This is a genomic window from Ruegeria sp. YTSC199 (assembly GCF_059609725.1).
The window spans coordinates 36160-63154 of record NZ_JBXWMF010000009.1 but is presented as its reverse complement, the minus strand read 5'-3'; the positions used below and the strand labels follow the sequence as shown (position 1 = coordinate 63154).

Here is a 26995-nt window from a genome sequence, read left to right as displayed (position 1 = left end):
AGGATATCCATGACCTCCGCAAAATCTACCAATCCTTGGCTCATTTTGCTGGGCCTTGCGCTCGGGGTATGCATATCCAATGCCTTTGGCCGCTTTGCGTACGGCCTCATTCTGCCATCCATGAAAAATAGTCTCGGTTGGAGTCTCACCCAATCTGGCTGGCTAAATACGGCCAATTCGATTGGGTACATAGTTGGGTCAATCCTAACACTTCTCCTGATCCGGCATGTTTCGCCGTCGCGGCTGTTTGCGGGTGGTACGGTGGCAACCGCACTGTGTCTTTTGGCAACCGGGTTTGATGAGAGCCTCGTATTCCAAACTGCTTGCCGTACGCTGGTAGGAATGTTTGGTGCATTTTCTTTTGTGTCAGGTGGCGTTCTGGCGGCATCGTTGTTTCAGAGCAGCGCCCGGAAGAATGCACTGGCCATCGCCTTGTACTTTGGCGGCGGCGGTGGATTTGGAATTGCATTATGTGGCGCTTCGCTTCCGCCCATGCTGGACGTGTTTGGACCGCAATCCTGGGATTGGGCATGGATCGGTCTCGGCGTAACCGCTCTGGTCATTTGCCCGTTTTCGATTTGGGCTTCCTCGATGCTGAGCGAAACCGAGCACAACGCAGCGCTTCCTTCCATTCCACCGGTGCGCAGGATGCTCGGCGAACTTGGCGGGTATGGCCTGTTCGGATTGGGTTACATTGTCTACGTCACCTTCATCTCTGTCTGGATGAAGGAGCAACATTCAAGTGTCCTTCTGACCACCGCAACATGGATGATCCTTGGCTTCAGTATTATGGTGTCCCCTTTTGTTTGGCGCGGGGTGTTGGCCCGCTTTGCTTCGGGAACACCATTGGCGCTTATCCTAAGCGGCGTCGCCTTTGGCTCAGCCCTGCCGATCCTCGTTCCAAATGGAGTTGGATTGATTTTGTCGGCTCTGGTGTTTGGACTGTCGGTCTTTATGCCCCCCACTGCCGTTACCAGCTTCGTCCGCCAGAACTTGGATCAACCGGATTGGGGTGCGACCGTCAGCTTTTTCACGGTCGTTTTCGCCATCTCACAGGCATTGGGGCCAATCGGGGCTGGTGTCATAGGTGACATAACCGGAGAAATAGGAGACAGCCTGGTCGTTGCCTCTGTGGTTCTGCTGGTGGGTGCCCTTTGTGCTGCTATGCAAAAACCGCTCAAGCGCGAGGCGATGTAACCGTCGCAATCAGAACCACGTTTTTGATGCCGCGCCCCATTCCCTACAGCAAACTCAGTGGGTTCTGAACGCGCACAGAGAAACCTTCAGGTCACTCTGACACGAGCCTGCTTCAGACAATCTCCTGGTATTGCGGGATCCAGAACTTCGCATTAATTGCGGCTTTCAGGTCATCCTTTGTAGATTTGGGTGCAACCCCATCCAGCTGTGCCTGTTGACCAACGGCAAATGCGATAGCTTTGCTGACCTCGCGAATGTTCCCCACATCGGGCAGCAAACTGGCGGTGCGATCGGACTTCGCCGGTGACAATGTGGCCAGCGCCTCGGCGGCGGCCATGAACATTCCGTCAGTGACGCGGCGCGCGCCTGCCGCCAGCACGCCCAGCCCCATACCGGGGAATATGTAGGAGTTGTTGCATTGGGCGACATGGTGCGTCTTGCCGTTGTAGACAACAGGATCAAACGGGCTTCCGGTGGCAACCATGGCGTGGCCATCTGACCAACGGATAATATCTGCGGGTACAGCCTCAATTCGCGATGTAGGGTTCGAAAGCGGCAGCACAACTGGATGTTCTGTGTTAGCCGCCATTGCCCTAATGATCTCTTCTGAGAACAAGCCCGCCTGACCGCTGACTCCAACCAATATGTTGGGTTTGGCCCGATTAATTACATCCAGCAATGATATTTTATCATCGGACCAGCCCCCCACTTTGGTGAGGGGTTGGACGATCTGCGTTTGGAACGGCAGAAGGTCTGTCATCGCATCGGTCAACAACCCGTTCCGGTCCACCATATAGATGCGCGCGCGCCTCGGTCTCGGACAATCCTTGGCGGACCATAAGTTGCACCAGTTGTTCTGCGATACCCACCCCTGCAGACCCTGCCCCGAGGAAGGCGATGGTTGCGTCCTTTAACGGAATGCCGGTGACATTAGCGGCAGCCAGCAATGTACCTGCGGTTACCGCCGCCGTACCCTGAATGTCATCGTTAAACGTACAGAGCTGATCGCGATACCGCGCAAGCAGAGGTGCCGCGTGTTGTTGCGCAAAATCCTCGAATTGCAGCAATACATCCGGCCACTTGCGCTTTACCGCCTGTACAAAAAGATCGACAAATTCGAAATAGTCATCCCCGCTGATACGCTCATGCCGCCAACCGATATAGAGGGGATCTTCCAGCCGTTCTTGATTGTTGGTGCCCACGTCCAGTACCACGGGAAGCGTCACAGTTGGGCTTATTCCACCCGCTGCGGTATAAAGCGAAAGTTTCCCAATCGGGATACCCATGCCGCCAACGCCCTGATCGCCCAATCCCAAAATCCGCTCTCCATCTGTGACGACTATGGCTTCGACCGAGGGCAGGATGGCGTTCTCAAGTATGTCATCAATCCGGTCACGCTCTGGAAAAGAAATGATCAACCCTCGTGGGTGATCGTAGATCTCGCTGAACTTCTTACAGGCGTCACCCACGACTGGCGTGTAGATAATTGGCATCATCTCGGGCAAATGACGCACCAGAAGGGCATAGAACAGTACCTCATTGTCATCCTGTAGATTGCGCAGATATATGTGCTTGCCCAGCGGTGTTTCTTCGCGCTCAAAGGCGGCATAGGCCCTGTCTATCTGGGCTTCGAGCGTTTCTATGTGCGGTGGAAGTAGGCCCAACAACCCAAGCTTTTCTCGTTCGGGCAAAGAAAATGCAGTGCCTTTGTTCAAGAGTGGGTTGGTGACGTACTGTAAATTTGCAGGACCGGATTCGACCATTAGCTGTCCTTTCGGATTTGCACGCACAGGGTACACGCATCTTGTGCAGCAAAGTCAGCACTATATGATGACAATTGCAACGGACTTGGAACGCGATAGCATCAATCCGACTTACATCGACGTGCCTATCTGCGACGACCAAAAGTACTTCCGTGCCTTTGGTACCGTTCATTGCGATTACTCAAGTGGCTGCTTGCGCCATTCTTTTTGCACCTAGGCGAGCTCTTCGGAACCAGAAGAAAGTCAGAAGTTCAGGTCAACGGACGGAAACCATGCTCTTCTGTAATCCGGTGTCAATATCGGCGGTTTGACACTCGTGCTCAGGTATCGTTTTTCTCTGCCTTCAGAATACCATCAACCGATGCGCCCACAGACAGGTCGGCATCTGAAAACGATCTGGTTTCCGGAAGTTCGAGATGCAGAGAAGACGTATGATCAATTTCAATTCGACCGCTGGTCAGAATGAAAACAAGGAGCGCCCACCTTTGCTCAGGTCGCTTGATATGAAGTGTACGTGGTAACTCGGGACACCAATCCCGAAGGCATAATCCGGGCACCTGAAACCCACAATTATCCCGTCCACGTTGTTCAATTCAAACTCTGCCTGGGTTTTCTGGGTTATGAGGCCAGCGCCAGTATCGCCAAAAAAGCGCAAGCACGTCGCTGCTCCATCGAAGAGGTCGTTGTTGACAGAGGTTTAATGACTCAGGAGCTTCTTCGAAAAACCATCAAATGCTCACTGGTCTCACACGCCGATCGGAGGCCAAATTAACCGAAGAGAATCACAAAAAGCCGTTTGATTATCAAATAGGGCTCTTTGAAGATCTCGGGCAAGCCGCAGCAAAGCCCCTGCCCCGCTAAAAAACTAACTACCCAGACGGCCCATAAACGTTTTTTGCACTGCCAAAACGCGATCCAAACCGACGTCAGAAGTTCCTACCGGCGAGACGAAGGGTGTTCTGCGCTCTTCTAAGCAGCGGAGCATCTATCATGCGGCCACCAAGGATCAGAGCAGGATATGTCGCGGGTATCAAACAATCCTCCCGGAGTTTCAATCAGGGCAATGGCGGCAATTTCGCCGATCGGCAACCCGCGTTCAATTTTCAGATCAGACAAGATTCTAATCCAGAACTCAGGACATCTCCCAACTTGGCTGCTTTCCGATCCGGTCCAACAGGAAGTCCATGAGAACCCGAACTTTAGCGGACAAGACGTTTGCTTTCGGATAGACAAGCCACAACACAGATGCGTCAGTCACCCGATGGTCCGGTAGGACCTGAACAAGACTGCCTTCCGACAGTTCAAGGTGGACGCTCCAGAGCGAATTCATTGAAATACCTGCTCCAGCTATCGTGGCGAGTTTTTGGCTGAGACCATCGTCAAAAGTTAGCCGACAGCGGGCCGCGCGGGGATCAAATTCGCCGGATGAGCCGTCAGAACTGGTAAGAGGACGCGGCTCCTGATCTCTGAATGCGATCAAATCATGATCCACCAGATCGGATGGCACTGCCGGTGCCCCACGCTGGGCCAAATATTGAGGAGAGGCACAAAGTACGCGATTGTCGTCAGCGAGCTTGCGGCCTTTGAGGCTGGTATCTTCAAGCGCTGAGTTCCGAATGGCCAAATCGTAGCTGCCCTCAATCAGGTTGAATTGGCTGTCGGACAGACGAAGGTCGAGATTAACCCCCGGGTACTTCACGACGAATTCTGGCAGGATAGGCGCGATGTAAAGCTGGGCAAAAGTGCTGGGCGCGGTAAAGCGCAGCGTTCCTGTGGGCTGAGTTTGTCCCTGACCCAAGGCGGCGCGTCCTGCACTCTCTTGCGCCAGAATTTCACGGGCGTAGGGCAGAAATTCAGCGCCTTCCAACGATAAAGCAACTTTACGGGTCGAGCGGTGCAGCAAGTCAGCACCCAATGTGTGTTCGAGCTTGGCAAGCCGGGCGCTTGCTACAGCCGGTGCAAAACCGAGTTCGCGCCCTGCTGCGCTAATGTTGAGTTTTTCAGCCGCAAGTACAAACAGGCGAAGGCTTTCGGTATCCATCACATTATATCCAAAATCCGAATTATCTATCTTTGAATGGTCCATTTTTATTCATTCTTCAATGCGTATCTTTGAGGCATGCCAAAAGCGGGCGCGATGCGAACGCATTTTGCTTCCCAAATCGCGGACCGAAATCGGTGTAAAGAAGGAGAAGGCTATGCAGGGTACTGCAACCGTCAATTACCACGTCCACAGTGCGTCGAGGCAGGCGTTTCAAATTGATGCTGGTGGTGTCGCAGGAAATCTGATCTCGCCAGAACTTGTTGCGACGGAAATTCCACTTCGGGACCTGCGGGGGTCTGCGGATGCAGTTTCGTTCGCTACGGACGGCGTTTCGTTTGTCACATCACCCAGCAATGTAACCTCATTCGACGATCGAAACGATTGGCAACAGATTTATGGCCGCGAATTGACAGAGTTGCTTATTCAGCATTTGGGTGCCAAAGAGGTCGTTGTTTTCGACCATACATTAAGAGTCGATGACCCTGACTCCAATCGCAAACCTGCCCGCAATGTTCATAGCGACTACAGCACTGAGGGGGCGGAAAAGCGACTGGTAGACATTCTCGGGTCAGACAAAGCTGTAGAATGGAACACGGGGCATTATGCCTTCATCAATATCTGGCGCCCTGTCGAAAACCCGATCAATAGCGCACCGCTTGGTTTTGTTCGCCCATCCAGCGTCACAAATGAAGATTGGATTCTGATCGACCTGATTTACCCTGATCGGCGCGGCCATATCATGGGGCTGGCGGCGAGCGACGCACATGAATGGGTTTATCAGTCACACATGACCCCGGATGAGATTGTCCTATTCAATATCTACGACAATCAAGGCTTGCCTTCAGTGGGTCACAGCGCAGTCGATTTGGTCGAGGATCCAAGTGTCCATTCAATTCGAAAGAGCCTTGAAAGCAGAACTGTTGTTCGCTTCTGACAAGTTGGCGTAAAGCCAGACAGATACCCAAAGCGAGCTTCAAAAACGCTCGGCCGTTAGAGATCGGATGAATACTAACTTCAAAGGGCAGTCCGTCCTCAACCATCCGAAGCCTGGCTTGTGAACAAAGGAATGAACCATGTCCAAGACAATTCTCATCACCGGATCAACTGACGGCCTCGGTCTCTTGACTGCCAAAACCCTCTCGGCACAGGGACACAGAATTCTGCTACATGGCCGAAACCCAGCTAAGCTTGAGGTGGCTGCAACGGAAGTCGGCGGCCAGACAGAAAGCTATGTCGCCGACTTTTCAAAGCTGAGTGATGTCGAAGCGCTATCGGCGGAGATTCTTGACCGACATGACCGCATCGATGTCCTGATCAACAATGCTGGCGTCTACAAGACACCCAATACGCGAACGCCGGATGGCTTCGACGTTCGCTTTGTGGTCAATACCTTCGCGCCCTGGGTGTTGACGCAACGGTTGCTGCCGATCATCCCGCATGATGGCCGTATAGTTAACCTGTCGTCGGCCGCACAAGCTCCCGTTGATGCAATGGCGATGGTCGGTCATGGTTCGCTGGACGATTTTGGGGCCTATGCCCAAAGCAAACTGGCGATCACCATCTGGTCACAGGAACTGGCAAGAGCGCTGCCAAATGGCCCTTCTGTCATTGCGGTGAATCCCGGCTCACTGCTTGCCTCAAAGATGGTGAAAGAGGGGTTTGGCGTCGCTGGGAATGATATGAGCATTGGCGCGGACATCCTGTGCCGTGCCGCACTGGACCCCGAGTTTGCCGTTGCTTCTGGGAAATACTTCGACAACGACTCGGGACAGCTGGCGCGACCTCATGCAGCAGCAATGGATGAAGACCATAGAAAATCTGTGATGAAAGCTATCCAAGAGGTCACAGCCACCTTGCGGTGAACCCTCGGACAGGCGGTAAAACCGCGAGAGCATCGATGTTTTTTGTCGAAATAGCTCTCAATGCTGTAAGCTGGTGGTACGGGGAGGACATGTGGTGGAAACCGATAATTCCTTACACTTTGGAAGTGCCATCAGTGAGTCTTGGGAGCGCTGTGAGCTTAAATACAAGCTTGTTCGGGATGCCGCTCGCCCCATCCTTCGCCTACAATCATCTGAAGTGGCTCCTCGGTTAGAGGAATTGGTAGAACGTTCCGGCGGCCGCCAAGGGATAATCAGCCAACTCGCTCACATAGCCGCCAATGCCGGTCATTGCCTTGTTGTCACGGATACCGATGGAGTTTCGGTTCGTCTGGAAGGCACCGACCAAGGCCGTTCCGTTTTTGAAGAAAACGGCATCGCCGTCGGTTCCTGTTGGGATGAGCGCATTGCAGGAACTAATGGTGTTAGCATGGCGTTATCTGAGAGAGATGCCTTCACCGTTAGCGGAGGAAACCACTACTTTTCTTCATTGCGTCCATTCGCCTGCACAGCTGCCCCTCTTTTTGACGCAGAAAACCACACACTCGGTGCAATCAGCTTGGCCATGCTGGATCGCAATAACTCGTCAGATTACCTCTTTGCGTCTCAGCTTTTGGGCACTGCAGCAGACAGAATCCAACGCATACTATTCGAAAAACAGTTTGCAGATAGTTTGATCATATCTGTTTCCTCAGCTGATGGGCGCGACTTGCTGAAGCGGGATGAACTTGTGGCGTTGAACGAAGCTGGGATCATCTTGGGTACTACCGCAGGGGCACATCGCCTCGTAGGTGACAAGGCGCCCACGGCACTAAGAGGGAAGGCATTTGAGTTGGTGTTCGGTACTGATTCAAAAGCCATGGAAACCGTCCCCGAAAGAGTAATGAGTGTTCGGTCCAAAAACGGGCCAGTTCTACATTTCTCCGCGCTGACTAAAAGAGATAAACGTACTTCTCCCGTGTCATGGAGAGACTCGAAGACTACAGCTTCGCAAAAACCAAAACGTATCAGACTGGCCGCTTCCTTGCGCCAGCTTTCGATTGGAAGCGATCGAATTGCTGCGCTCTGTACGAGGGCCCTGGCACACTACCGAAAGGGATTACCGTTCCTGATCGAAGGTGAGTCCGGTACCGGCAAGACTGCCCTCATTGCGGCGATCCTTGAAGCTAACAAGTTCGATTCAGCACGTGTAACGACCGTGGATTGCGCGTCTCTGGGTGAAACTGAACAGGACAAACTTTACTTTCAGACCCTGCTTGAGCAAGCGCGTATTGCGAGCTCCTTTGGAGTAGCAGACCAAGAACATATTGTGTTGGTTTTTGAGAACGTAGACGAACTGCCAGAATTCGCGCAGGCTCGCCTCAGGATGCTAATGGGTGAAATTGAAGCAGACGGGTTTCTGCTCGAAGAGCATATTTCGGAACCGACACCCAGAGTTATAGCAACATGCCGTCAGCCGCTTCGCGTTGCCGTCCAGGACGGGGTGTTCCGTGATGATCTCTATTTCCTGCTGGCAAATACGATCGTTCAACTTCCTCCTCTTCGACACCGTGAACGGATTGAGGCCTTGGCTGGCGAGATCGCTCGGCAGTTGGCAGGAGAGGCAGTTCAAATAACAGAAGAAGCCAGAAGTGTGATTTCATGTTCTGATTGGCCGGGTAATGTCCGAGAGCTAAAAAACGCCTTGCAGCAAGCGCTTTTGGAAGGGGACGGCCGTCGTATCTCACGGCTGGACTTGCCGGAACGCACCGTACCTGTGTCCGAAACACACAAGGCCATAGAGTCAAGACAGAGACATTCCGACCAGCTAACAACGACCTATGATGAGCAGACACTCATTCAGGATGCGTTGATTGGAGCCCGATGGAACGTCTCAAGAGCAGCGCGAAATATAGGAATGGGCCGCGCAACAATTCATCGAAAGATGAAACAATATGGCATCGCGCGACCCCGTTAGCATGAGCAAGGTCGGCAACAAATAATGTAGCCGACAAGCGGTTGAGCGAAACTATTTGTGGACGACCCTACCGAAAGCGTCGAGAGCGCTTTCATGCATCATTTCGCTAAGTGTTGGGTGCGGAAATACGGTATCCATCAAATCTGAACCAGTTGCATTGAGCTTTTGCCCGACAACGTACCCTTGGATAAGTTCTGTCACTTCAGCCCCGACCATGTGCGCGCCAAGCAGTCGCTCGGTCTTGGCATCAAAGACGGTTTTGATCATCCCCTGAGCGTCGCCCAAGGCAATGGCTTTGCCGTTGCCCTGGTAAGGAAACCGCCCGACCTTCACGTCAAAGCCGGCTTCGATTGCTTGCGCTTCGGTCATCCCAACGCTCGCAATCTGAGGGTGGCAATACGTGCAACCTGGAATGCTCTCCGGCTTGACAGGGTGACCTTCAAGTCCAGCGATGAGTTCAGCGACCATGACGCCCTCGTGACTTGCCTTGTGAGCAAGCCAAGGAGCCCCTGCGATATCTCCGATAGCATAGAGTCCGGGTATGTTAGTGCGGCAATACTCGTCTGTGACGACGTGATTTCGGTCGATCTCAACGCCTATCTCTTCGAGACCAAGGTTCTCAACGTTACCGGTGATGCCAACAGCTGAAATCACGGTGTCAAACTCCTGAACCGTGACCTCGCCGTCTTTTTCGATATGAGCGACAACTCGGTCGCTGTGACGTTCAAGCTGCGTAACTTTCGAGCCCTCGAAAAACTTCATGCCCTGTTTGCTGAAGCTCTTCTTGGCATAAATCGATATCTCGGCGTCTTCGACAGGCAAAATGCGATCCATTACTTCCACTACGGTCGTTTCTGCTCCGATCGCGTTGTAAAAACTGGCAAATTCGATACCGATCGCGCCGGAACCGATGACCAGCAGCTTGTTCGGTTCATGCGGCGGCTGCAAAGCATGTTTGTAAGACCACACGCGGTTCCCATCAGCTTCAAGTCCAGGAAGGTCTCTCGCGCGTGCACCGGTTGCCAGAACGATATTGTCAGCGCGCAGTTTCTGTTCCCCATCGTTGGTTTTCACAACAACTTCGCCATTCCCGGCCAAGCGCGCTTCACCCATAATGGATGGAACCTTGTTCTTCTTGAACAAATAGCCAACGCCATTTGAAAGCTGTTTGGCAACCCTCCGCGACCGCGCAACAATTGCTTCGAGATCGTGTTCCGGATCTTCAATCTTGAGGCCAAAGTCTTTTGCATTCTGAGCTAAGTGTAACACTTCGCTTGAGCGAAGAAGTGCTTTTGTGGGAATGCAGCCCCAGTTCAGACAAATACCGCCGAGGTGTTCACGCTCGATACAAACGACACCCAACCCCAGTTGGGCTGCACGGATTGCAGCAACATAACCACCTGGTCCTGCTCCGATTACGATCACATCGAATTTCGTTTCAGTCATTTTGGATCTCCGTGGTGAACGGCCTAAACCAGGCCAAAAGCATCTGCTGTTTCGGTAAAGCGGGTGAATGTAGCCGACGCGGCAGACACCGCGATGAGCAGAGCAACACTTCTGCGCCACGTTTCGTGCACCAATGGGAATAGGCGATCTGCCAGCAGAATGATCGGTAGGATCATGGCGTAGATCGCGAATTGGCAGGCTTCCAACCCAAAGGCGAATGCTAACAGATCGAGGAAATCAATCTGACCCGCGAACATCGCCTGAGACGCAGAGGCGGCAAACCCGTAGCCATGGACCAGTCCAATGACGAACAACGCCAACCAACTCAGCGGATGCCTGATCTGAAAGCAAATAAAAGCGCCAGCCACAACGATCGTTAGCGCAATGCTAAATTCCACCAACGGTATGAACCAGATCGATGCGGGCGCGATGCCGTAGAGGCCGGCAGCAAGAGTGATCATATGTCCAATGGTGAAGGCCGAAGCCATCCCCAGAGCTTGGCGCCAGCTTTGTGCGGCAATGGCGATCAGGAGAATAATGGCCAGGTGATCAAGACCAAAGTAAATGTGTTCTGCGCCGATTAAGGCCGCATCGCGCATAACGATCCATTTGTTTGACGCCGCGGGATACGAGACATCCAGTACTCCAATCATCGCTTGTGTCTCGATTGAGTCGCTGCGATGCAGCTTCACGACAGTTCCAAACCTGTCCATCACCTGAAAATTCTTGCCAAGATCTGAAGTAACGCGCAGATTCTGATTGAGAGATCCTGCCGGGACCGAGAGCGCGACGTCTACAGTGAGGTCGAAATATGACAAGGCTGTCTGATCTGTTTGGGCGGCCTCTTGAAATGCTGCCGTCGCAGATTTGACAGTTCCAAATGAGGGCCTATCAGTATCGGCCCAGAACCGAAATTGCTCAACTTTCGTATGTGATCTAAGGCCATCAATCCAAATAGACGCCGACCGGTTCAATATGTCCAAAAGCTCAGACGTATTGTTTTTGATCGCATGCGCATCCAAAAATACGTCAGCGCCATAGCTGATGCCAAACGGAGGTAAGCGAGTTTCGCTCTGTCCTTGCCAATCGTCAGGAAGCAGAGCCAAAGGAGCGGGCATCCGAATGAGAATGAGTGCTTGGTCACCGCCGTCATCGACAATATGGATAATTCGCGGGTCGGAATAGCTGAAGTGTGCGTTTCCTCGCTGTGGCCACCAGAAGAGCGCCAGTAACAGAACCACAACACCGAATAGAATGGGTAGGTGTCGCGGATATTTGGGGGGGCACGACCAAGCCATGTTCGCCTCCTTATGAAGGGTTGCGGCTTGGGATGCCGCAGCCCGTTTTAGTAATTGGGTTATCTTCAGGAGCGCGGGTCCCAGAAATTCCGGTTATTCTGCTTTTCGTCCAGAATACCGTCGGGGGCGCTGACGATTTCCATCTGCATGCCCCAAGGTGTCAGAAAATAGACCCAGTCCATCCCCTCCAACAGAGTGCCTGTCAGCGGATGGGGGCTTTCCAGGACCTGTACACCGTTGTCACGAAGATACTGCGTAGCTTCGTTGATATCATCGACATAAAAAGCGATATGATACCCGCCAATGTCGCTGTTCTTTGGCGGGTTCGGGTTCTGGTCCGGAGATGTGTATTTGAACACTTCAAATGCCGGACCGTTGCCGCAACGTACCATCGTGATGACTTCGATGACCGCGCGCGGGTTCACGTTCAGGTTTTTTGTCATCCAGTCATCTTCAAACGGACCAAACGGACCGAAAGAGAAAAACGCCTCGCATCCCAGGACGTCGACGAGGAATTCAACGGCTTCATCCACGTCGGGTACGGTGATCCCGATGTGCTGAGTTCCGCGCATGCCTGGTAGTTCGGCAAGTGCGACTGCCGGTAGGCCAAGTGCCAGTGTTGTGGTGCACGCGAGTTTGCTAAGTTTCTTGAACATATTCTCCTCCTTTGGATTATTGCTGTTTCGGGGCAAGCGAACCCCGATATTGCGCAAGTCCGACCGACCCTAATGCAGCCAGGCCAGAAAGCCTGACCGCACCGGGGAGGGGCGCTTGTTGCATCAGATGTTTTGAGCGTTCATCTCTTGCGCGATGTACTCTGCCTGGCGGATGACCAGTGCGACGATGGTTAACGTGGGGTTGGCCGCGCCGGATGAGGTGAACACACTGCCGTCCGAAATGAACAGGTTCGGAACATCGTGGGCCTGACCCCATTTGTTCACGACACCCTTGTCTGGGTCCTCATGCATCCGGGCCGTGCCCATGTTGTGACTTGCAGGGTATTTGGCCAAATGGTGTGTCACCTTCGCACCAACGGCATCATGGATTTTATCCATCACTCCATAAGCATGCTTCAGCATACGTTCATCGTTGTTATGTGGTGTGCGGTTTACGATTGGCACCGGAAGACCATGCTGGTCTTTTTCAGTGTCATGCAGCGTGATGCGGTTCTGCTCTTGCGCCAAATCTTCACCCACAATGTACACGCCGGACAGATAGTCATATTTCTCCAAGGCTTCAGCCAAATCCTTGCCCCAGGCTCCGTTCCCGCGTTTCAGAAAGAGCGACATAACCGGAAGACCAAGAGTCAGTTTCTCGAGGTGATATCCACCTGTGAAGCCACGATCGGGATTATTGGGGACTTCGTCGGCAACGATTCCTGCCACCTGCGTTCCGCGGTGGATATGTACACGTTCCGGCATCTCGCTGTAGACGCCACCATTAACGTGAACCATGTAGTTTTTTCCTACCTGACCGGAAGAGTTGGCCATGCCGTCCGGGAACATTGGCGATGCCGAGTTCAAAAGCAGGCGTGGGGTCTCAATAGAGTTGCCAGCGACAGCGACGATACGGGCCTTTTGAACATGCTGGTTGCCGTCTTTATCGGCATAAATCACACCCGTGGCTTTGCCGGTGTCGTCGTGCTCGATCTTCAACACCATACAATTTGTGCGAACTTCACATTTGCCCGTTTCCTCGGCGGCCGGAATTTCAGTGATGTCTGTCGACCATTTCGCACCGATCTTGCAGCCCTGCATACAGAACCCAATTTGTTGACAAGCGGGTCGGCCATCATAGTCCTCTGAGTTGATCGCCATCGGCCCGGACTGGATTTTCGTATAGCCAACACGGCGTGCGCCTTCGGCAAGAACACGGAAGTCGTTGTTCCAGGGCAGATGTGGCATGCCCGTTGCCTTACCTGTCACGCCCATCTTAATTTCGGCGCGGTCGTAGTACGGCTCCAGCTCTTCCAATGTGATCGGCCAGTCTTCTACATTGGCGTTCTGAATTTCGCCGTTCACGGTACGCATCTTAAACTCGTGTTCATAGAAGCGCAGCGAAACACCCGCCCAATGAACCGTCGAGCCGCCAAGCCCCTTGACCAGCCAGTTCGGCAATGTCGGGTGGTTCTGAGCCCCGTGCCAACCGCCGGCCGAATATCGTTTGTCGAAATCGGTCAGCTTGAGGAACATGCCCCATTCATCGTTTTCGATGTCGTCAAACCCGAAAACGCCGCCAGCCTCCAGAACAACCGAAGAGATACCTTTCTGCGCAAGTTCATTGGCCAACGTTCCGCCGCCAGCCCCCGAACCAACGATGACGACAACGCTGTCGTCTTCCAAGTCAAATTGGGTAGCCATTTTGCTTCCTCCCGCTTCTTTACCTGCCAACAGCCTTCAAACGCTCCTCGAGCGTCGGGCCGGGCGGAATCCAAGTCGCATCGCTGAATCCACGGTCGATGTAGCCGCCTTTTTCCCAAGAGGAGCCCTCATAGCCGAATTGCGACCAAGCTTCGGGATTGATGTAGATGCCGCTCCAGGTGGCCCATCGGAGTTTCTGAAAAAAATCGCTGTCCTGAACGATGCGCAGAAGTGCTTCCCGTTTTACGTAGGCATCTACATCTGCATAGGGAGTGCCATGGAGCTCGACAGATCGCGCATTGAGATCCTGCAACCCATCAGACAGAAGTTTCGCGGTTTCCTCCGAAGTATCCGCCTCGGCCAGGACACCCGTCAAAACGCCCTGATAGATGCTCAGCGGCAGAAAATCCGGGTGAGGGAAGATATCCTGAACGATCTGCAGCATTGTGATTGCCTGATCCTCGTTCAGCGTTGCTGCAAAGGCTTTGCCCGCGGCCCCGACAATCGCTGTTGCGCTTGTCCCAGCCAAGATTGACTTGACCAGAAAGCTTCGGCGACTTAGCCGATCTTTTTGCGCTTTTTGCGGTTTGGGATTCTTGGTTTCGAAATCCATGTTCTCCTCCTTTTTGGATTTTGGGCCCGTTCTTTCGGACTTGCTAAACGGCCTGATGACGTTCGGATGAAGGCCCGCCGAGGTGATCCTGCGTGGATCAGAAGCGGTGAAACCCGCCCTTCTGAGTGACGTAGAGGGGTGCGATACCCTCCAGGATGCCGCGGATGTATAGCGTCGCATTCTCCGAAACGATGGCTTCGCACCCGTCGATCAACTCGAAGAACCGACCTGCGTAGTTTTCGGCAAACCCTTTCACATGCAGATCGCCATTCTCAGCGTCCGCATATCGTTCAATAATGTGCCAGGTGGTGCCGTCGTCCGTGCGATACCATTCATAAACCAGTGTGCCCGGTTCGTTTTGAGTTCTCGCGACGAGCTCAGTCATGAGGTCTTCGAACTTGCTGCCGTTTTCTGAGGGCACACCAACTTTCAGGTGAATGTGGATCGTTTCGTTGGACATGGTTTCCTCCCTTTACTAAAAACCGCTCTCCTTTTGCGGCTCGTGTTTTTGCTCATGCTGCGACAGAGTTCTGTGCTTCGAAGTGAATGGATCGCAGAGCTGAAACTGAAGCTGCGTGCAGGTTTTGAACGAGCGTGCGAGGAGCCCGCATAGCCTTGTCGTCAGCAAGTTCCAAACTCGTGTGAGCGGCACAAGAGATCGCGCCTAATCCGAGGTCGGCATTAAAGGCGTCTACTGCCCGAGCGCCGGGTTCGACCGAACCTTGGGTCAGGATCAGGGCATGCGCCAAAACCCGGGTTTTGGTCTCGCTAAGCGGCTTCCAGCGCTGCGCCGTACCCACGACCTTCTTGCCGCCAAGAGAAAGATTCCAATCGCCGTCGCAAAAGCTGGTCGGCGTTGGACCTGTTGCCAGCCTAGTTCCTGTGGAACCAAGCCCGTCGCGGATGATACCGGTAATCAGCCTATAGCCATCATTGATCGTGAAGCCGCGCGGCGCGGTGAAAGCGATTGCCAGATTGACGATCCCCGAGCCTTGCGGAACAGCGCCGCCCCCGGTTGGTCGAGTAAAGACTGGCCAACCGCGCTTCAGCGAATGCGATGAAGCATCCTTGAAACCGGGGGTGTTGCGATACGAAGCCGGACAGACCAGCGCGTCATTCTTGCAGTTCCAGAGGCCCACGGCAGATTCCCGTGCAGCGAAAAGCTCGGCTTCAAAGGCCAATCCGCCGGCCGGGCATGCAAACTGCCTTAAAAGGCCGGTCATTTGCCCATTCCTTCGATTTCGTCGCAGATCGAGGTAAGAAGGTCGCCCGCCGGGGCACCGTCGAGGGCGCGGTGGTCGAAAGTTAACGACAGGCCCACATGAGGACGCAGTTCGATGCCGCCATCTTCGCTTCGAACCGCCCTGTCAGTAAGGCGCCCGATACCCAAAATGCAGATTTGCGGGGCATTGATGATGGGCGTGAAGTGCTCGACCCTGGTCAATCCAAGATTACTGACAGTGAACGTGCCGCCAGTCATTTCTGTAACGCTGAGCTTGTTGGTCTTCGCCCGAGCGGCAAGGTCTTGTCGTGCCGCCCTCAGTTCAGAAACATCCATCTCACCCGCACCAAAGATCGCTGGTGCGACCAACAAATTGCCCGGCAAGGCAATCGCAACCGACAGATCGATCGTGCTGGAAAGTTTGACGTCTTTTCCCTCTACTCTGCCATTGGCGTCTGGGTTCTTTTTCAAAGCGTGTATGACCGCTGACATCAGAAGATCCTCAACCGAAGCCTTGGTTCCTGCCTCGGCCAATCGGGTCTTTTCCGCCAAAAGAGCGGTCGCGTCGGCGCTGCCCTGATGCGTCAACTGGGCGGCTGTCTGCAGGCTTTTCACCATCGCATCAGCGATCATCCCGCGCACACCCTTGAGCGGGACAGTTTTCACTTCGCCGCTCATTCTATCGATCCGATCACGGCGCCTTTGGCGACGACAGCATCGGCCTCTTGTTTGATGCTTACGGTCCCGGATGCCGGGGCAAGGATTTCATACTGAACCTTGGCCGTCATAATTTCGGCGATCAGGGCGCCTTCTTCGACGGTCGATCCATCATCAACCAGCCAACTTGTGATGACAGTTTCCTCGTCCTCTTCCCATAGATCCGAAGGGATAACGATATCAGTTGCCATTTAGGCACTCCTTCCTTGTTCGGGGCCGCAATGTGCTGCCCCGTGCTTGTTGTTTTCCACCGGTGTGTGGATCAGGCGGCTTTCATGTCGTTCCAGGCTGCGACGATCTTGTCCGGGTTCGGCAAGCAGTGTTGCTCCATGACCCGAGAGAACGGGATCGGCACATCCGGGAATGCGATCCGCTTGGGCGCGGCTTTCAAAACTGAGATGTCATGCTCTGTAACCGTCGCGATGATTTCGCCGGAGACGCCGTAGCTCATGTAATCCTCGTCAACGACGATCAGATGGCCGGTTTTGGCCACCGAGGCGCGGATCGTTTCGCGGTCCAGCGGCACGAGGCTGACGAGATCCACAACTTCGGCACTGACGCCCTGCGCTTCCAGCTTGGCAGCGGCCTTCAATGCGTTGTGAACGCCCATGCCAAGGCTGACAATGGTGACATCTGATCCTTCGCGGACCACTTTGGCCTTGCCGATTTCCAAGGTGTAGCTTTCCTCGGGAACATGAACGGTTGCACCGGCTTCGGTACCTAACCACCCCATGCCTTGAAGGCTCTTGTGGTACATGTAGACCACAGGGCTGTCGTCGCGCATTGCTGCCGTCATCAGTCCTTTGGCGTCATAGGCGTTGGAAGGGGCCACGACTTTCATACCCGGTAAATGGGCAAAGGTGCCGTAGACACATTGCGAGTGCTGACCTGCGTCCGAGTAACCGCCGCCAGTGGAAGTCATAAGCACCATCGGTACTTTGAAATTACCACCCGAGAAGTAGATGTTCTTGGCCATTAGATTGTAGATCGCGTCGAAGCAGACGCCGAAGAAGTCCACGAACATCAATTCTACGACCGGCCGCATCCCGTCCTGTGCGGCACCAACTGCGGCACCAATAAACGCTGTTTCCGAGATAGGAGTGTCGCGAACCCGTTCAGTGCCAAACTCGTCCAAGAGGCCGCGAGTATTGCCGTAAACCCCGCCCAGTGCACCGATATCTTCACCCATTACGAAAACGGAAGGGTCAATTTGCATTTCCTGCTGCATCGCTTCGGCCATAGCTCGGGCGATGGTTAGCTTTCTTTCGTTTGGTTTGTTCATTTTTCCTCCCTCCAGCTCAGGCAAAGACTGCTGTCAGCGCATCTTCAGGTGCTGGCTCTTCGCTTTCCCGGGCGAATTTGATTGCAGCCTCGACGCGTGCCGCGCTTTCGGCTTCGATTGCGTCGAGCTCAGCTTCCGTGGCTACGCCATCGGCAAGCATTTTGGCCCGCATCTTTGGAATAGGGTCCTTTTCGAAAAGCGCGTCCTTCTCGCCTTCCGGCCGATAGCCTTCGGCATCTCCCATGAAATGCCCTGCCAGGCGATATGTCTCGATCTCCAGAAGGGTCGGACCTTCGCCAGCGCGTGCGCGCGATATGGCTTCTCCGGCTGCGTTATAGATCGCGTAGGGATCATTGCCTTCGATACGTTTTCCGGGGATGCCGTAAGCCGCCGCACGATCCGCATTGTTTGTAACGGCTGTTGAGGCTTCTTTGGAAACGGAGATGCCCCATGCATTGTCCTCGATCACACAGACAAAGGGCAGATTCCAAACGGCGGCCAAGTTCATGGCTTCATGCCAACCTCCCTGGTTGACTGCGCCTTCGCCAACAAACGCGACTGCAATTCCCGGTTTGTTTTGCATCTTCCGGGATAGAGCCGCGCCTACAGCTGGCCCCATGCCTTGGGCAATGATCCCCGAGCAGGCAAAGTTCACGTCGGCATCAAAGATGTGCATGTGGCCGCCGCGCCCACCGGACAGGCCCGTCTTTTTCCCAAAGATTTCCGCTGCCATTTTGTCGAGGTCGACACCCTTGGCGATTGCTTGATGGTGGGGGCGATGCGTCGCTGTTACGACGTCATCAGGATTGAGGTGCGCACATACGCCGACGGCGACCGGTTCCTGACCGTCGCTGAGATGCATTTCCCCAGGAATTGGCCCGTTAGCCATATTAAAAACGGGCGTTTTGCCCTCGAAATAGATGCCCGCAATGATCTCTTCGAACCGGCGGCTCGTGACCATATTGCGATACATCCAATGCTGTTCTTCGCGAGTTGGTGCCATGCGCTCCTCCCAAGCATGCGATCGTGATGTCGCTCATGTTTCGTTGGGAAGGCTGGCGAGAAGCGTTGAATGCGGCAAGGAACTCGTTAGCCTTACACCTCGCCCACTGCTTAACTGTCTCATCGCGAGACAGTTTGAGACAGTTTGAGACAATTGACCTCAAGCAATCGCCACCACCGCATGTGGCTGCTTAGCAAAATCGATATTGGAGAGGCGTCCAGATTATTCGCAGAATCGGAAAACTGAACTCCGATTTGGGTCAATTTATCCCACTGAGCGTTCAATCTACGTATGAGGCGTCAAACATCCATCCGGAGATCCCCAATGAAAGCAATGACCCTTGTTGAATACGGCGAGAATGCAAAGTTCGAACTCGCCGAGATTGAGACACCATCCGCCAAGCCCGGCCATGTTGTCGTGCGCGTTGCAGCCACCAGCGTAAACACTGTGGATACTATGATCCGCGCGATGGGCACGGATCTCCCTCTTTCGCCTGAATTACCCGCTGTTCTGGGTATGGACTTTGCGGGAACTGTAGAGGCTGTTGGGGACGGCGTGAGTGGCTTCGAGGTTGGCGACGAGGTTTACGGATGTGCTGGTGGTCTACTGGAGTTGCAGGGCGCACTGGCTGAATACATGGTCGCTGATGCCCGTCTTGTTGCACACAAGCCCAAGTCACTTTCGATGCGAGAAGCTGCTGCGATCCCGCTGGTCGGCATTACTGCCTATGAGGGTCTGACACGCGCAGGTGCTCAAGCCGGTCAGAAGGTTCTGGTGCAAGGTGGTGCCGGTGGAGTCGGTCATTTGGCCGTTCAACTCGCCAGGCATATTGGCGCAGAGGTTTTTGCAACTGGGACCGGAGAGTCGCAACTCAAAGTGATCGAAAGCTATGGCGCGACGGCTATCGATTTCATGAAGCAGAAGGTCGCAGACTATGTCGAGGAACACACTGCCGGTGCAGGTTTCGAGACCATCTTTGACTCTGTTGGCGGCACGAACATGACCAACTCCTTTGAAGCCGCAGCGCTGAACGGCAACATCGCGTCGACCGTTGCTCTGGTCGAACTCGACCTTTCTCCAGCACATTTCAAAGGTCTGTCACTGCACATCATCTTCATGCTGATTCCGATGATCCACAACCATAAGCGCGATGAGCATGGCGCGATCCTGGCCAAGTTGACCGAAATTGTTGACGCAGGCGCATTGAGGCCACTGCTTGATGATCAGCGTTTCGGGTTTGAACAGGTCGGTGATGCCTATGATCGCCTGACCAGTGGTCAAGCTATCGGCAAGGTCGTTGTCGAACTCTGAGGCACTGCACCTGAACCAACCTCTCGGGCAGCGCGCATTCGATATGCGTCGCTGCCCGCTTTTCATTCTCCGAATCCAGCTTGAGAACTCAAGGAACTAAACTGCGATGCATGCGACGACCCGGCAAAATTCTGAAGCTGGGTTCAACGAGCTGGATCCTGCACCGAGGACATATGCTTCTGGTGTTAGTCTGCTCAGGCGCAGCCGGTTCGACTTGAATCTCAATCAACAATGCACCCCGGAAGACGTCAGAGATTGGCTGTTGAACACAGCAGTTCTGACTAAGGACACCATCGACCTTACAAAAGAGTTTGCGGAGCGTTTGGTGCAGGCCGGGTTGGGGGTTGGTCGTCTGAGCCTCAATGTTGGAACGCTGCATCCGCAAGCCTTTGGATATGCGTGGAATTGGAGCACAACCGATCGGTTTTGCAATGAAATCCAAATAGACGAAGAAGCCTTGTACTCTGATGGTTGCAGAAAAAACCCTCTTTTCAACGTGATGGAGTACGGTCGAACGGTTCGGGTGGCTCTTGATAATGATAACGACGAAGCGGCAAGCCCGCTCATGAAAAGTCTCGGCAAAGAAGGCTTCTCGGAATATGCGGCGCTTCCGATGTCTGCGAGTTGTGGCAGATTTAACCCCATCACACTGGCCACGCGACAGCGAGGCGGATTCGAAACGGAACAACTCGAAAGTTTGATCCTCTTAATTAAACTGTTCGGTTTGCATGTAGATCGACACGTCGCTGAGCGGATTACGAAGAACATCTCACATACCTATCTCGGAAGGGAAGCAGGCGAGCGTGTAGCAAACGGGACTATTAGGCGGGGAACGGGCGTTCCGATCAGGGCGGTTGTATGGAGCTCTGACACGCGTGGTTTTTCTACGCTCTCGGAGAACATGGATAACCAAACCGTCGCGACGGTGCTCGACCACTACTTCTCAGCAATGGCAGACGCAGTGAATGGGCATCGCGGCGACGTCCTGAAATTCATTGGTGACGGCATGCTCGCCGTGTTTCCAATTGCTTCTTATGAAACGCTACAAAGCGCCGCTCAGGCAGCCGTTACAGCCGCGCGACAAGCGCTATCCGAGTTGAATTTGCTTAACGAACGGATGCGCAATGATACGACCTGATTTCCGCTACATGCTGGCGTTGGTCTGCACTTGGGCGAGGTTTTTTTGGGAACATCGGTGCGGCGCAGCGCTTGGACTTTACCGTCATTGGCGAGGCCGTAAATGTGGCAAGCCGAATTGAGGGGTGCTGTAAAACACTGAAACGGAACCTGCTGTTCTCTTTAGAGGTCGCATGCCTTCTTGATGATGAGGTTGAGTCTTTGGGCACACAATGCCTCGAAGGAATGAACAAACCAGAACAACTGTTTTCATTGCCTTCAATGGGTTGAAGCTCGGTGATGACCGTATTTTCAAATTATATATATAAAAAAACTAAAAACTGAAATCAATTTGGGCGCATTTATAAAATAATTCCAATCAATAGATTGCGCTTCGGGTGAGGTGCTCCTCAAGAACCGCTTCGCCCTTAGGGAAATGCCAACCTCCAAAACCGTTCATGTCCGAACGGTTCGAAACAGGAAATGAGGAACCAAAATGAAGTATGAGAACTTCACCACGTTCAACGTGACGGTTGAGAACGCAATCGCCACCGTCACGTTTGATTTCGGGTCCGTCAACGTTCAGGGTCAGGAAATGCTGGCTGATCTGAACAGCCTCGCGATGCGGCTGGAGAGGGACCGCAGCGTAAAAGTTGTGGTCTTTGAGTCTGCCAATCCGGAAATCTGGGTCTGCCACTACGACACTGAACTTCTGAAAGACATGTCGACCGAGGCCGTGTCGCGCGATGAAGCGCAGTTGCTGGACCTGCAAGCCGTCTGCGAAAGGATCAGTCGCGTACCTCAGGCAACAATCGCAAAACTGGAAGGCTTCGCCCGTGGCGGCGGCCACGAGTTGGCCCTGGCGCTGGACATGCGCTTTGCCGCGCGCGGTAAGTTCAAGTTCATGCAGATGGAAGTCGGCATGGGCATCCTGCCTTGCGGCGGCGGTGCATCACGCATGGCCCGTCAAACGGGTCTGGGTCGCGCACTGGAAATCATCCTAAGCGCGCAGGATTATGATGCGGATGACGCGGAGCGGTTCGGCACCATCAACAAGGCGCTGGAACCCGACGAGATCGGACCATTTGTCGACGCGCTTGCCAAACGCATCGCACAGTTCCCGGCAGAGTCGATCAATGCCTGCAAACAAATGGTCTACGAATCCATCGACAAGCCAATTGATGAAGCTCTGAAGGCTGAAGCCTATTGGCTGTATCAGGCAACCAGCAAAACCCCTGCGGTCAAACGCTTTGCTATCGCAGATGAGCAGGGACTGGAGCATGACATCGAAAACCAGCGCAACTGGGGCGAACTGGTGATGAAGGTTCAGGACATCAACTGATGTCTGCGACCCAGAACAAGGAAACCGTTCAAAGCTTTTTTGAGCGGTTTTCTGAAACCGATGTGGAGGGGGCACTGGCCTTGCTGGACGCGGACGTCGTTTGGCAAGCGATGGGCCTCAAAAGCAACCCGCCTGTGGATACACGGATGGATCGACAAGGAATAGCGGAGCTGATCAAAAAGATGCGTGAAAGAATGCCCAATGGCCTTCAGCTTACGCCGACAGGCTGGACCGTTGAAGGTGATAGGGTCGCGATGGAAATGGAGTCCTATGGAACCAAAGTGAACGGAACTGTCTATAACAACTTCTACCATTTCTTGGTGACGTTGAAGGACGGCAAGATCACTGCAATCCACGAATACATGGACACGCTGCATCTCAAACAGGTCCTAATCGACGACGTCTGACTGAGCAGTGCATCTGCTGGGTGCTCTTGAAATACAGACGTCGACAGGCCGCGAACCCGGTGTCCACGATTTTGGACAATTTCACTTGCCGCTGCGGCGCTGAGGGCGCCGCCGTTCCCCACAAACGGAGACTAATGTAATCATGTCAGTCACTTCACTGGAACGGGCTCGTACAATTGAGCGACCTACACGAGACGAGATGCTGCAACGCGCACCTTCTGTTCAACAATTCTGGACCAAGAACCGGGACTTGTTCAAAGACGCCTGGACTGATTGGGAAAATGCAGAGGGACGAAAGCACGCGCTTGACCCGTCCCTTTTTGATCCACAATTGCGATCAGCTGTCGAGCAAGCATGGGATGACCCAACCAAAGAGGCAGCGGTTCGGGACCTGTGGAAAGAAGTTTTTCCCGGTGTTTACGCGACACAGTTCTTCGACCCGCAACGTCTTGCCGTTCTCAGGGACTACCTTGACGAGGTATCCAGGGCGGATATTCCGCTGCGCCCTCCTTATGGGATCGTGCTGAACCGGGGCGGCGCGCTGCTTGATCCGCGCTCGGAAGGGTATCTTGCGGCCCCGAGTTTTCAGGCGTTTTATCAAGAGATGATGGACAGCTATATGAGGCCGGTTTCTCGCCTGCTGTTCCCCGACGTTGTCGGCTATGACACGCAGACCTTTGGTTTCTCCATTCGTTGGCAAGAAAACAAAGATACCTCGCTGCGCCCGCATACCGATGCGTCCGCTGTGACGCTGAACATCAATCTGAACCTGCCGGGCGAGGATTTTTCTGGGTCAGCTGTCAGCTTTTTTCACAATCAAACGCGTCAAGTCAGCAAGCTTACATTTGAGCCGGGGACTGCTTTGATACACCATGGCAGTGTCCCCCATGCGTCCGAACCAATCACCAGCGGCGAGCGCTACAACTTTGTGCTCTGGCTGTTCGGCGAAAACGGTAGGCTTCCACCTCAAGGGGCAGAGCACAAGGAGATAGACGCGCGTCAGCGGTGGACTGTGCCATCGGCCTCGTCCGACAGTTTTGCTCCGTTTTAACGGAGCCGCTGATTCTCCTTCATTGGTTCAGAAAAGCAACTCGTCAGCCGGTACATCGCTACCAGGTTGCAATACTGTGCCTGGCTGCAGTGCGGCAGGCGAGCCGCGACAAGCAGACTTAACTCCGTGCACTTGCCGAAGTCACAACAGAAAACAGGGGTCAATATGTCCAGAGTGATCGTGTATTTTGCCCATCCCGGGCAGCGCCACAGCCGGGCAAACGCAGTAATGGCAAAAGCGGCAAAGACCGTTGAGGGTATAACCTTCGTCGATCTGTACGCCGAATACCCCCGCCACGACATAGATGTCGACAAGGAGCAGCGTCGCTTGCAGGATCACGATGTGCTCCTGTTTCAGTTTCCGCTGTATTGGTACTCAACACCGAGCCTTCTGAAAGAATGGCAGGATCTCGTTTTACAACACGGGTTTGCGTACGGTCACGGCGGCGACAAGCTGACGGGCAAGTCGTTGGTGCTTGCGGTTACGACTGGCGGGTCTGATGACGCCTATACCGCTATGGGATATCAAAACTATCCCCTTCGCTCTTTTCTGTACCCCATTGAGCAAACTGCCCGGCTGTGCGGGATCACCTTCGTGTCGCCTTATGTGCTGTATTCCGCTCTTCAGGCGGATGAGGAAGGTGTCATCGCAAAACACACAAATGGCTACACGAAACTGTTGAACGCGCTTCAGGGCGAGACCTTTGATTTCGCAAAGGCTGAGCGACAAGACACCATGACGTTTTCCGATCTGCCCATCCGAGAGAAGGCCTGACCCATGAACGATTTTTTGCTCCTCGCGTTCGTCTTTCTGACAGCTGGTGTTGTCGCAGTCCCTATTGCTACGCGTTTGGGTCTGGGGTCCGTCCTGGGTTATTTGATCGCTGGTATTGCGATCAGCCCTTTGCTGGCGGCACTCGGCGTAGATGTAATCTCGATCCAGCATTTCGCTGAATTCGGCGTCGTGATGATGCTGTTCCTCGTCGGGTTGGAGCTTGAGCCCAAAATGCTCTGGGCCATGCGATCCAAGCTGCTTGGGTTAGGCGGACTTCAAGTCGCGGCGACAACCGGTCTTGTGATGGTTGTCGCGCTGTTCTTTGGGCAGCCTTGGACGGTTTCTCTTGCGATCGGCATGGTCCTTGCGTTGTCGTCAACGGCGATCGTCTTGCAGACCCTGAACGAGAAAGGGCTGATGAAAACGGAAGGAGGTCAGTCAAGTTTCTCAGTCCTGCTTTTTCAGGACATCGCGGTCATTCCGATGTTGGCCTTTACCCCGCTTCTGGCATTGCCGGAACTGACGGATGTTTCGCACGGTGTCGTCTCCACCACAGGTCACGGGGCTGAAATGGCACATACTGGAGACGCGCACGCATCCGATGGGCACGGAGACGGTGATCACGCAAGCCTCAGCCTCGTGGACGGTCTGGCCGGTTGGCAAGTCGCATCCGTGACCATCGGAGCAGTGGTCGCCATCGTTCTCGGTGGCACATTCCTGACCCGTCCAATCTTTCGCTTCATCGCGACGGCTGGCCTGCGTGAGCTCTTTGTGGCGACGGCGCTTCTGTTTGTTATCGGAATTGCGCTCTTGATGATAGTTGTCGGCTTGTCCCCGGCGCTTGGGACCTTCTTAGCTGGTGTGGTACTTGCGAACAGCGAATACAGGCACGAGTTGGAATCGAACATCGACCCATTTCGGGGACTGCTTCTGGGGTTGTTCTTTATCACCATCGGCGCGGGAATTGATTTTGCGCTGCTCGGTGAGAACTTCGTGACCATCTTGGCATTGACGCTGGTCGTGATCCTATTGAAAGCCGGGGTGCTGTTTGCTCTGGCTCACATCTTCCGCATCAAAGGAACAGACAGATGGCTCTTTGGACTGGGGCTTGCCCAAGCCGGAGAGTTTGGATTCGTTTTACTGTCCTTTACCGTTGCAAGCCACGTCATCCAGAAGCCAATCGCAGACCAATTGCTGCTGGTGGTCGCCCTGTCCATGCTGCTTACCCCAGCTTTGTTCATTATCTACGACAAACTCATCCTACCCCGTTCAGTCCGCGATCAGGAACGCGAAGCGGACACGATTGATGAGGAAGGAGACGTGATCATTGTCGGTCACGGGCGTTTTGGTGGAGTTGTCAATCGAATGCTTCGCGCAGCTGGCTATAGTACAACCGTCCTCGACTATAGCGCGTCGCATCTTGAACTGCTCCGTTCGTTTGGTTTCAAAGTGTTTTTCGGTGATGCCACCCGGCCTGACCTGTTACATGCCGCCGGAATAGCCACAGCACGATTGCTGGTGGTCGCGATTGATGGAAAAGAGCAGATCAATTCTCTGGTCCACCACGTTCGCCATAACTATCCGAATGTAAAGATCATCGCCCGGGCGATAGACCGTCAGCATGTCTACGACCTCTATGCGGCCGGCGTTCATGAGATCATCCGCGAGACGTTTGACTCTTCTGTCCGAACCGGGCGTTCAGCATTTGAAACCTTGGGCATGCACCCCTTTGAAGCGGAACTGCTCGCGCGGCAATTTTCGGAAGATGACCGGCATATTCTTCAGGAAATGGCTGAAGTCTATGATCCGGATATCCCGTTGCAGGAAAACGCTGCCTACATCGAGAAATCACGGGTGATGATGGAGGAACGCGATGCACAGATTTTTGGTAAAGGCGCTGCCTACGGTGATCGAACAGAATCCGGTTGGTTACCGCCGTCTGGGAAGGACGTCGAGGTAGTTAAGGCTAATCACGTGAAAATCGAGAAGGCTTCGCATCAATAGAATGTACTGCAAAATGGGAACCAGCATGTCTCAATCACAGCGCATATCGGTTTTGATAAGCCCTAAAGTTGGACTTGGGACGGCCCACGGTTGAACTTGGTCGTTTGCGCGCACGCCGCACTCGACTTCCCCAAAAGCATAGATTGTTCGAGCGACCTGATATCGGGTTTCAGTGGATCACAGCGCACGCTTCAAAGCTCGTTCAAAA

The 26995-nt window shown here is 53.8% G+C and carries 27 protein-coding genes; 12 read left to right on the top strand and 15 right to left on the bottom strand.

Features of this window, described 5'->3' with window-relative positions; genetic code table 11:
* Positions 1-9: 9 nt before the first annotated feature.
* Complete coding sequence (locus AC2FEE_RS10655) at positions 10-1197, top strand: YbfB/YjiJ family MFS transporter (RefSeq protein ID WP_496865049.1); 1188 nt, start codon at positions 10-12, stop codon at positions 1195-1197.
* Positions 1198-1309: 112 nt separating this feature from the next.
* Here AC2FEE_RS10655 and AC2FEE_RS10650 read toward each other — a convergent pair whose 3' ends face one another.
* The 3 genes from AC2FEE_RS10650 to AC2FEE_RS10640 form a co-directional block, all read right to left on the bottom strand.
* Positions 1310-1969 carry a malic enzyme-like NAD(P)-binding protein gene (locus AC2FEE_RS10650; RefSeq protein WP_496865047.1) on the bottom strand — a complete coding sequence of 220 codons (660 nt, stop codon included), beginning with the start codon at positions 1967-1969 and terminating at the stop codon, positions 1310-1312.
* Positions 1887-2960, bottom strand: coding sequence for an oxaloacetate-decarboxylating malate dehydrogenase (maeA, locus tag AC2FEE_RS10645; protein WP_496865045.1), 1074 nt, complete (start codon positions 2958-2960; stop codon positions 1887-1889). Before maeA ends, AC2FEE_RS10650 begins: the two co-directional genes overlap by 83 nt.
* Before the next feature lie 457 nt (positions 2961-3417).
* Positions 3418-3615, bottom strand: a complete 198-nt coding sequence (locus tag AC2FEE_RS10640) for an acetolactate decarboxylase (RefSeq protein WP_496865204.1) — start codon at positions 3613-3615, stop codon at positions 3418-3420.
* On the opposite strand from AC2FEE_RS10640, the gene AC2FEE_RS10635 reads away from it, so the two are divergent.
* Positions 3565-3732: a hypothetical protein gene (locus tag AC2FEE_RS10635; RefSeq protein WP_496865203.1), complete on the top strand. Its 168-nt coding sequence runs from the start codon at positions 3565-3567 to the stop codon at positions 3730-3732. The genes AC2FEE_RS10640 and AC2FEE_RS10635 overlap by 51 nt on opposite strands.
* A gap of 360 nt (positions 3733-4092) precedes the next feature.
* On the opposite strand, the gene AC2FEE_RS10630 is transcribed toward AC2FEE_RS10635, so the two are convergent.
* Positions 4093-5001: a LysR family transcriptional regulator gene (locus AC2FEE_RS10630; protein WP_496865202.1), complete on the bottom strand. Its 909-nt coding sequence runs from the start codon at positions 4999-5001 to the stop codon at positions 4093-4095.
* A 157-nt stretch (positions 5002-5158) separates the two neighbouring features.
* Between AC2FEE_RS10630 and AC2FEE_RS10625 the strand changes: the two genes are divergently transcribed.
* The 3 genes from AC2FEE_RS10625 to AC2FEE_RS10615 all read left to right on the top strand — a co-directional run bounded on the left by AC2FEE_RS10625 (position 5159) and on the right by AC2FEE_RS10615 (position 8841).
* The gene (locus tag AC2FEE_RS10625) at positions 5159-5938 is read left to right on the top strand and encodes a CmcJ/NvfI family oxidoreductase (RefSeq protein ID WP_496865043.1); all 780 of its coding nucleotides are present in this window, start codon (positions 5159-5161) and stop codon (positions 5936-5938) included.
* Positions 5939-6077: 139 nt separating this feature from the next.
* The gene (locus AC2FEE_RS10620) at positions 6078-6866 is read left to right on the top strand and encodes an SDR family NAD(P)-dependent oxidoreductase (RefSeq protein ID WP_496865041.1); all 789 of its coding nucleotides are present in this window, start codon (positions 6078-6080) and stop codon (positions 6864-6866) included.
* A 94-nt stretch (positions 6867-6960) separates the two neighbouring features.
* Positions 6961-8841 (top strand): sigma-54-dependent Fis family transcriptional regulator, encoded by a 1881-nt coding sequence (locus AC2FEE_RS10615; protein WP_496865039.1) that lies wholly within the window; start codon positions 6961-6963, stop codon positions 8839-8841.
* Positions 8842-8892: 51 nt separating this feature from the next.
* On the opposite strand, the gene lpdA is transcribed toward AC2FEE_RS10615, so the two are convergent.
* The 11 genes from lpdA to AC2FEE_RS10560 form a co-directional block, all read right to left on the bottom strand.
* The gene (gene lpdA, locus AC2FEE_RS10610; RefSeq protein ID WP_496865038.1) at positions 8893-10287 is read right to left on the bottom strand and encodes a dihydrolipoyl dehydrogenase; all 1395 of its coding nucleotides are present in this window, start codon (positions 10285-10287) and stop codon (positions 8893-8895) included.
* 23 nt (positions 10288-10310) lie between these two features.
* Positions 10311-11585 carry a HupE/UreJ family protein gene (locus AC2FEE_RS10605; RefSeq protein ID WP_496865036.1) on the bottom strand — a complete coding sequence of 425 codons (1275 nt, stop codon included), beginning with the start codon at positions 11583-11585 and terminating at the stop codon, positions 10311-10313.
* A 65-nt stretch (positions 11586-11650) separates the two neighbouring features.
* Positions 11651-12241: a VOC family protein gene (locus tag AC2FEE_RS10600; protein WP_496865034.1), complete on the bottom strand. Its 591-nt coding sequence runs from the start codon at positions 12239-12241 to the stop codon at positions 11651-11653.
* 123 nt (positions 12242-12364) lie between these two features.
* On the bottom strand, positions 12365-13945 hold the full coding sequence (locus AC2FEE_RS10595; protein WP_496865032.1) for a GMC family oxidoreductase: 1581 nt from the start codon (positions 13943-13945) through the stop codon (positions 12365-12367).
* Positions 13946-13964: 19 nt separating this feature from the next.
* Positions 13965-14558, bottom strand: a complete 594-nt coding sequence (locus tag AC2FEE_RS10590; RefSeq protein ID WP_496865030.1) for a hypothetical protein — start codon at positions 14556-14558, stop codon at positions 13965-13967.
* A gap of 97 nt (positions 14559-14655) precedes the next feature.
* Positions 14656-15018 carry a putative quinol monooxygenase gene (locus tag AC2FEE_RS10585; protein WP_496865029.1) on the bottom strand — a complete coding sequence of 121 codons (363 nt, stop codon included), beginning with the start codon at positions 15016-15018 and terminating at the stop codon, positions 14656-14658.
* 52 nt (positions 15019-15070) lie between these two features.
* The gene (locus AC2FEE_RS10580) at positions 15071-15781 is read right to left on the bottom strand and encodes a lipoyl protein ligase domain-containing protein (protein WP_496865027.1); all 711 of its coding nucleotides are present in this window, start codon (positions 15779-15781) and stop codon (positions 15071-15073) included.
* Positions 15778-16458: a 2-oxo acid dehydrogenase subunit E2 gene (locus tag AC2FEE_RS10575; protein ID WP_496865026.1), complete on the bottom strand. Its 681-nt coding sequence runs from the start codon at positions 16456-16458 to the stop codon at positions 15778-15780. Before AC2FEE_RS10575 ends, AC2FEE_RS10580 begins: the two co-directional genes overlap by 4 nt.
* On the bottom strand, positions 16455-16688 hold the full coding sequence (locus AC2FEE_RS10570) for a biotin/lipoyl-containing protein (protein WP_496865025.1): 234 nt from the start codon (positions 16686-16688) through the stop codon (positions 16455-16457). The genes AC2FEE_RS10575 and AC2FEE_RS10570 overlap by 4 nt, the downstream gene beginning before the upstream one ends.
* 71 nt (positions 16689-16759) lie before the next feature.
* Positions 16760-17779: an alpha-ketoacid dehydrogenase subunit beta gene (locus AC2FEE_RS10565; RefSeq protein ID WP_496865024.1), complete on the bottom strand. Its 1020-nt coding sequence runs from the start codon at positions 17777-17779 to the stop codon at positions 16760-16762.
* 16 nt (positions 17780-17795) lie between these two features.
* Entirely contained in the window at positions 17796-18782 is a 987-nt protein-coding gene (locus AC2FEE_RS10560) for a thiamine pyrophosphate-dependent dehydrogenase E1 component subunit alpha (RefSeq protein WP_496865022.1), read from the bottom strand.
* Positions 18783-19106: 324 nt separating this feature from the next.
* Here AC2FEE_RS10560 and AC2FEE_RS10555 point away from each other — a divergent pair, with 324 nt between their 5' ends.
* From AC2FEE_RS10555 to AC2FEE_RS10525, 7 genes are all read left to right on the top strand, one after another.
* Positions 19107-20093: a zinc-dependent alcohol dehydrogenase family protein gene (locus AC2FEE_RS10555; RefSeq protein ID WP_496865020.1), complete on the top strand. Its 987-nt coding sequence runs from the start codon at positions 19107-19109 to the stop codon at positions 20091-20093.
* A gap of 106 nt (positions 20094-20199) precedes the next feature.
* On the top strand, positions 20200-21231 hold the full coding sequence (locus tag AC2FEE_RS10550) for an adenylate/guanylate cyclase domain-containing protein (RefSeq protein ID WP_496865019.1): 1032 nt from the start codon (positions 20200-20202) through the stop codon (positions 21229-21231).
* A 474-nt stretch (positions 21232-21705) separates the two neighbouring features.
* Positions 21706-22551, top strand: coding sequence for an enoyl-CoA hydratase/isomerase family protein (locus AC2FEE_RS10545; protein WP_496865017.1), 846 nt, complete (start codon positions 21706-21708; stop codon positions 22549-22551).
* Complete coding sequence (locus tag AC2FEE_RS10540) at positions 22551-22958, top strand: nuclear transport factor 2 family protein (RefSeq protein ID WP_496865015.1); 408 nt, start codon at positions 22551-22553, stop codon at positions 22956-22958. The genes AC2FEE_RS10545 and AC2FEE_RS10540 overlap by 1 nt, the downstream gene beginning before the upstream one ends.
* A gap of 142 nt (positions 22959-23100) precedes the next feature.
* Positions 23101-24009 (top strand): 2OG-Fe(II) oxygenase family protein, encoded by a 909-nt coding sequence (locus tag AC2FEE_RS10535; RefSeq protein WP_496865013.1) that lies wholly within the window; start codon positions 23101-23103, stop codon positions 24007-24009.
* A 165-nt stretch (positions 24010-24174) separates the two neighbouring features.
* Positions 24175-24783: an NAD(P)H-dependent oxidoreductase gene (locus tag AC2FEE_RS10530; protein WP_496865011.1), complete on the top strand. Its 609-nt coding sequence runs from the start codon at positions 24175-24177 to the stop codon at positions 24781-24783.
* A gap of 3 nt (positions 24784-24786) precedes the next feature.
* Complete coding sequence (locus AC2FEE_RS10525) at positions 24787-26787, top strand: cation:proton antiporter domain-containing protein (protein ID WP_496865009.1); 2001 nt, start codon at positions 24787-24789, stop codon at positions 26785-26787.
* Positions 26788-26995 lie beyond the last annotated feature (208 nt).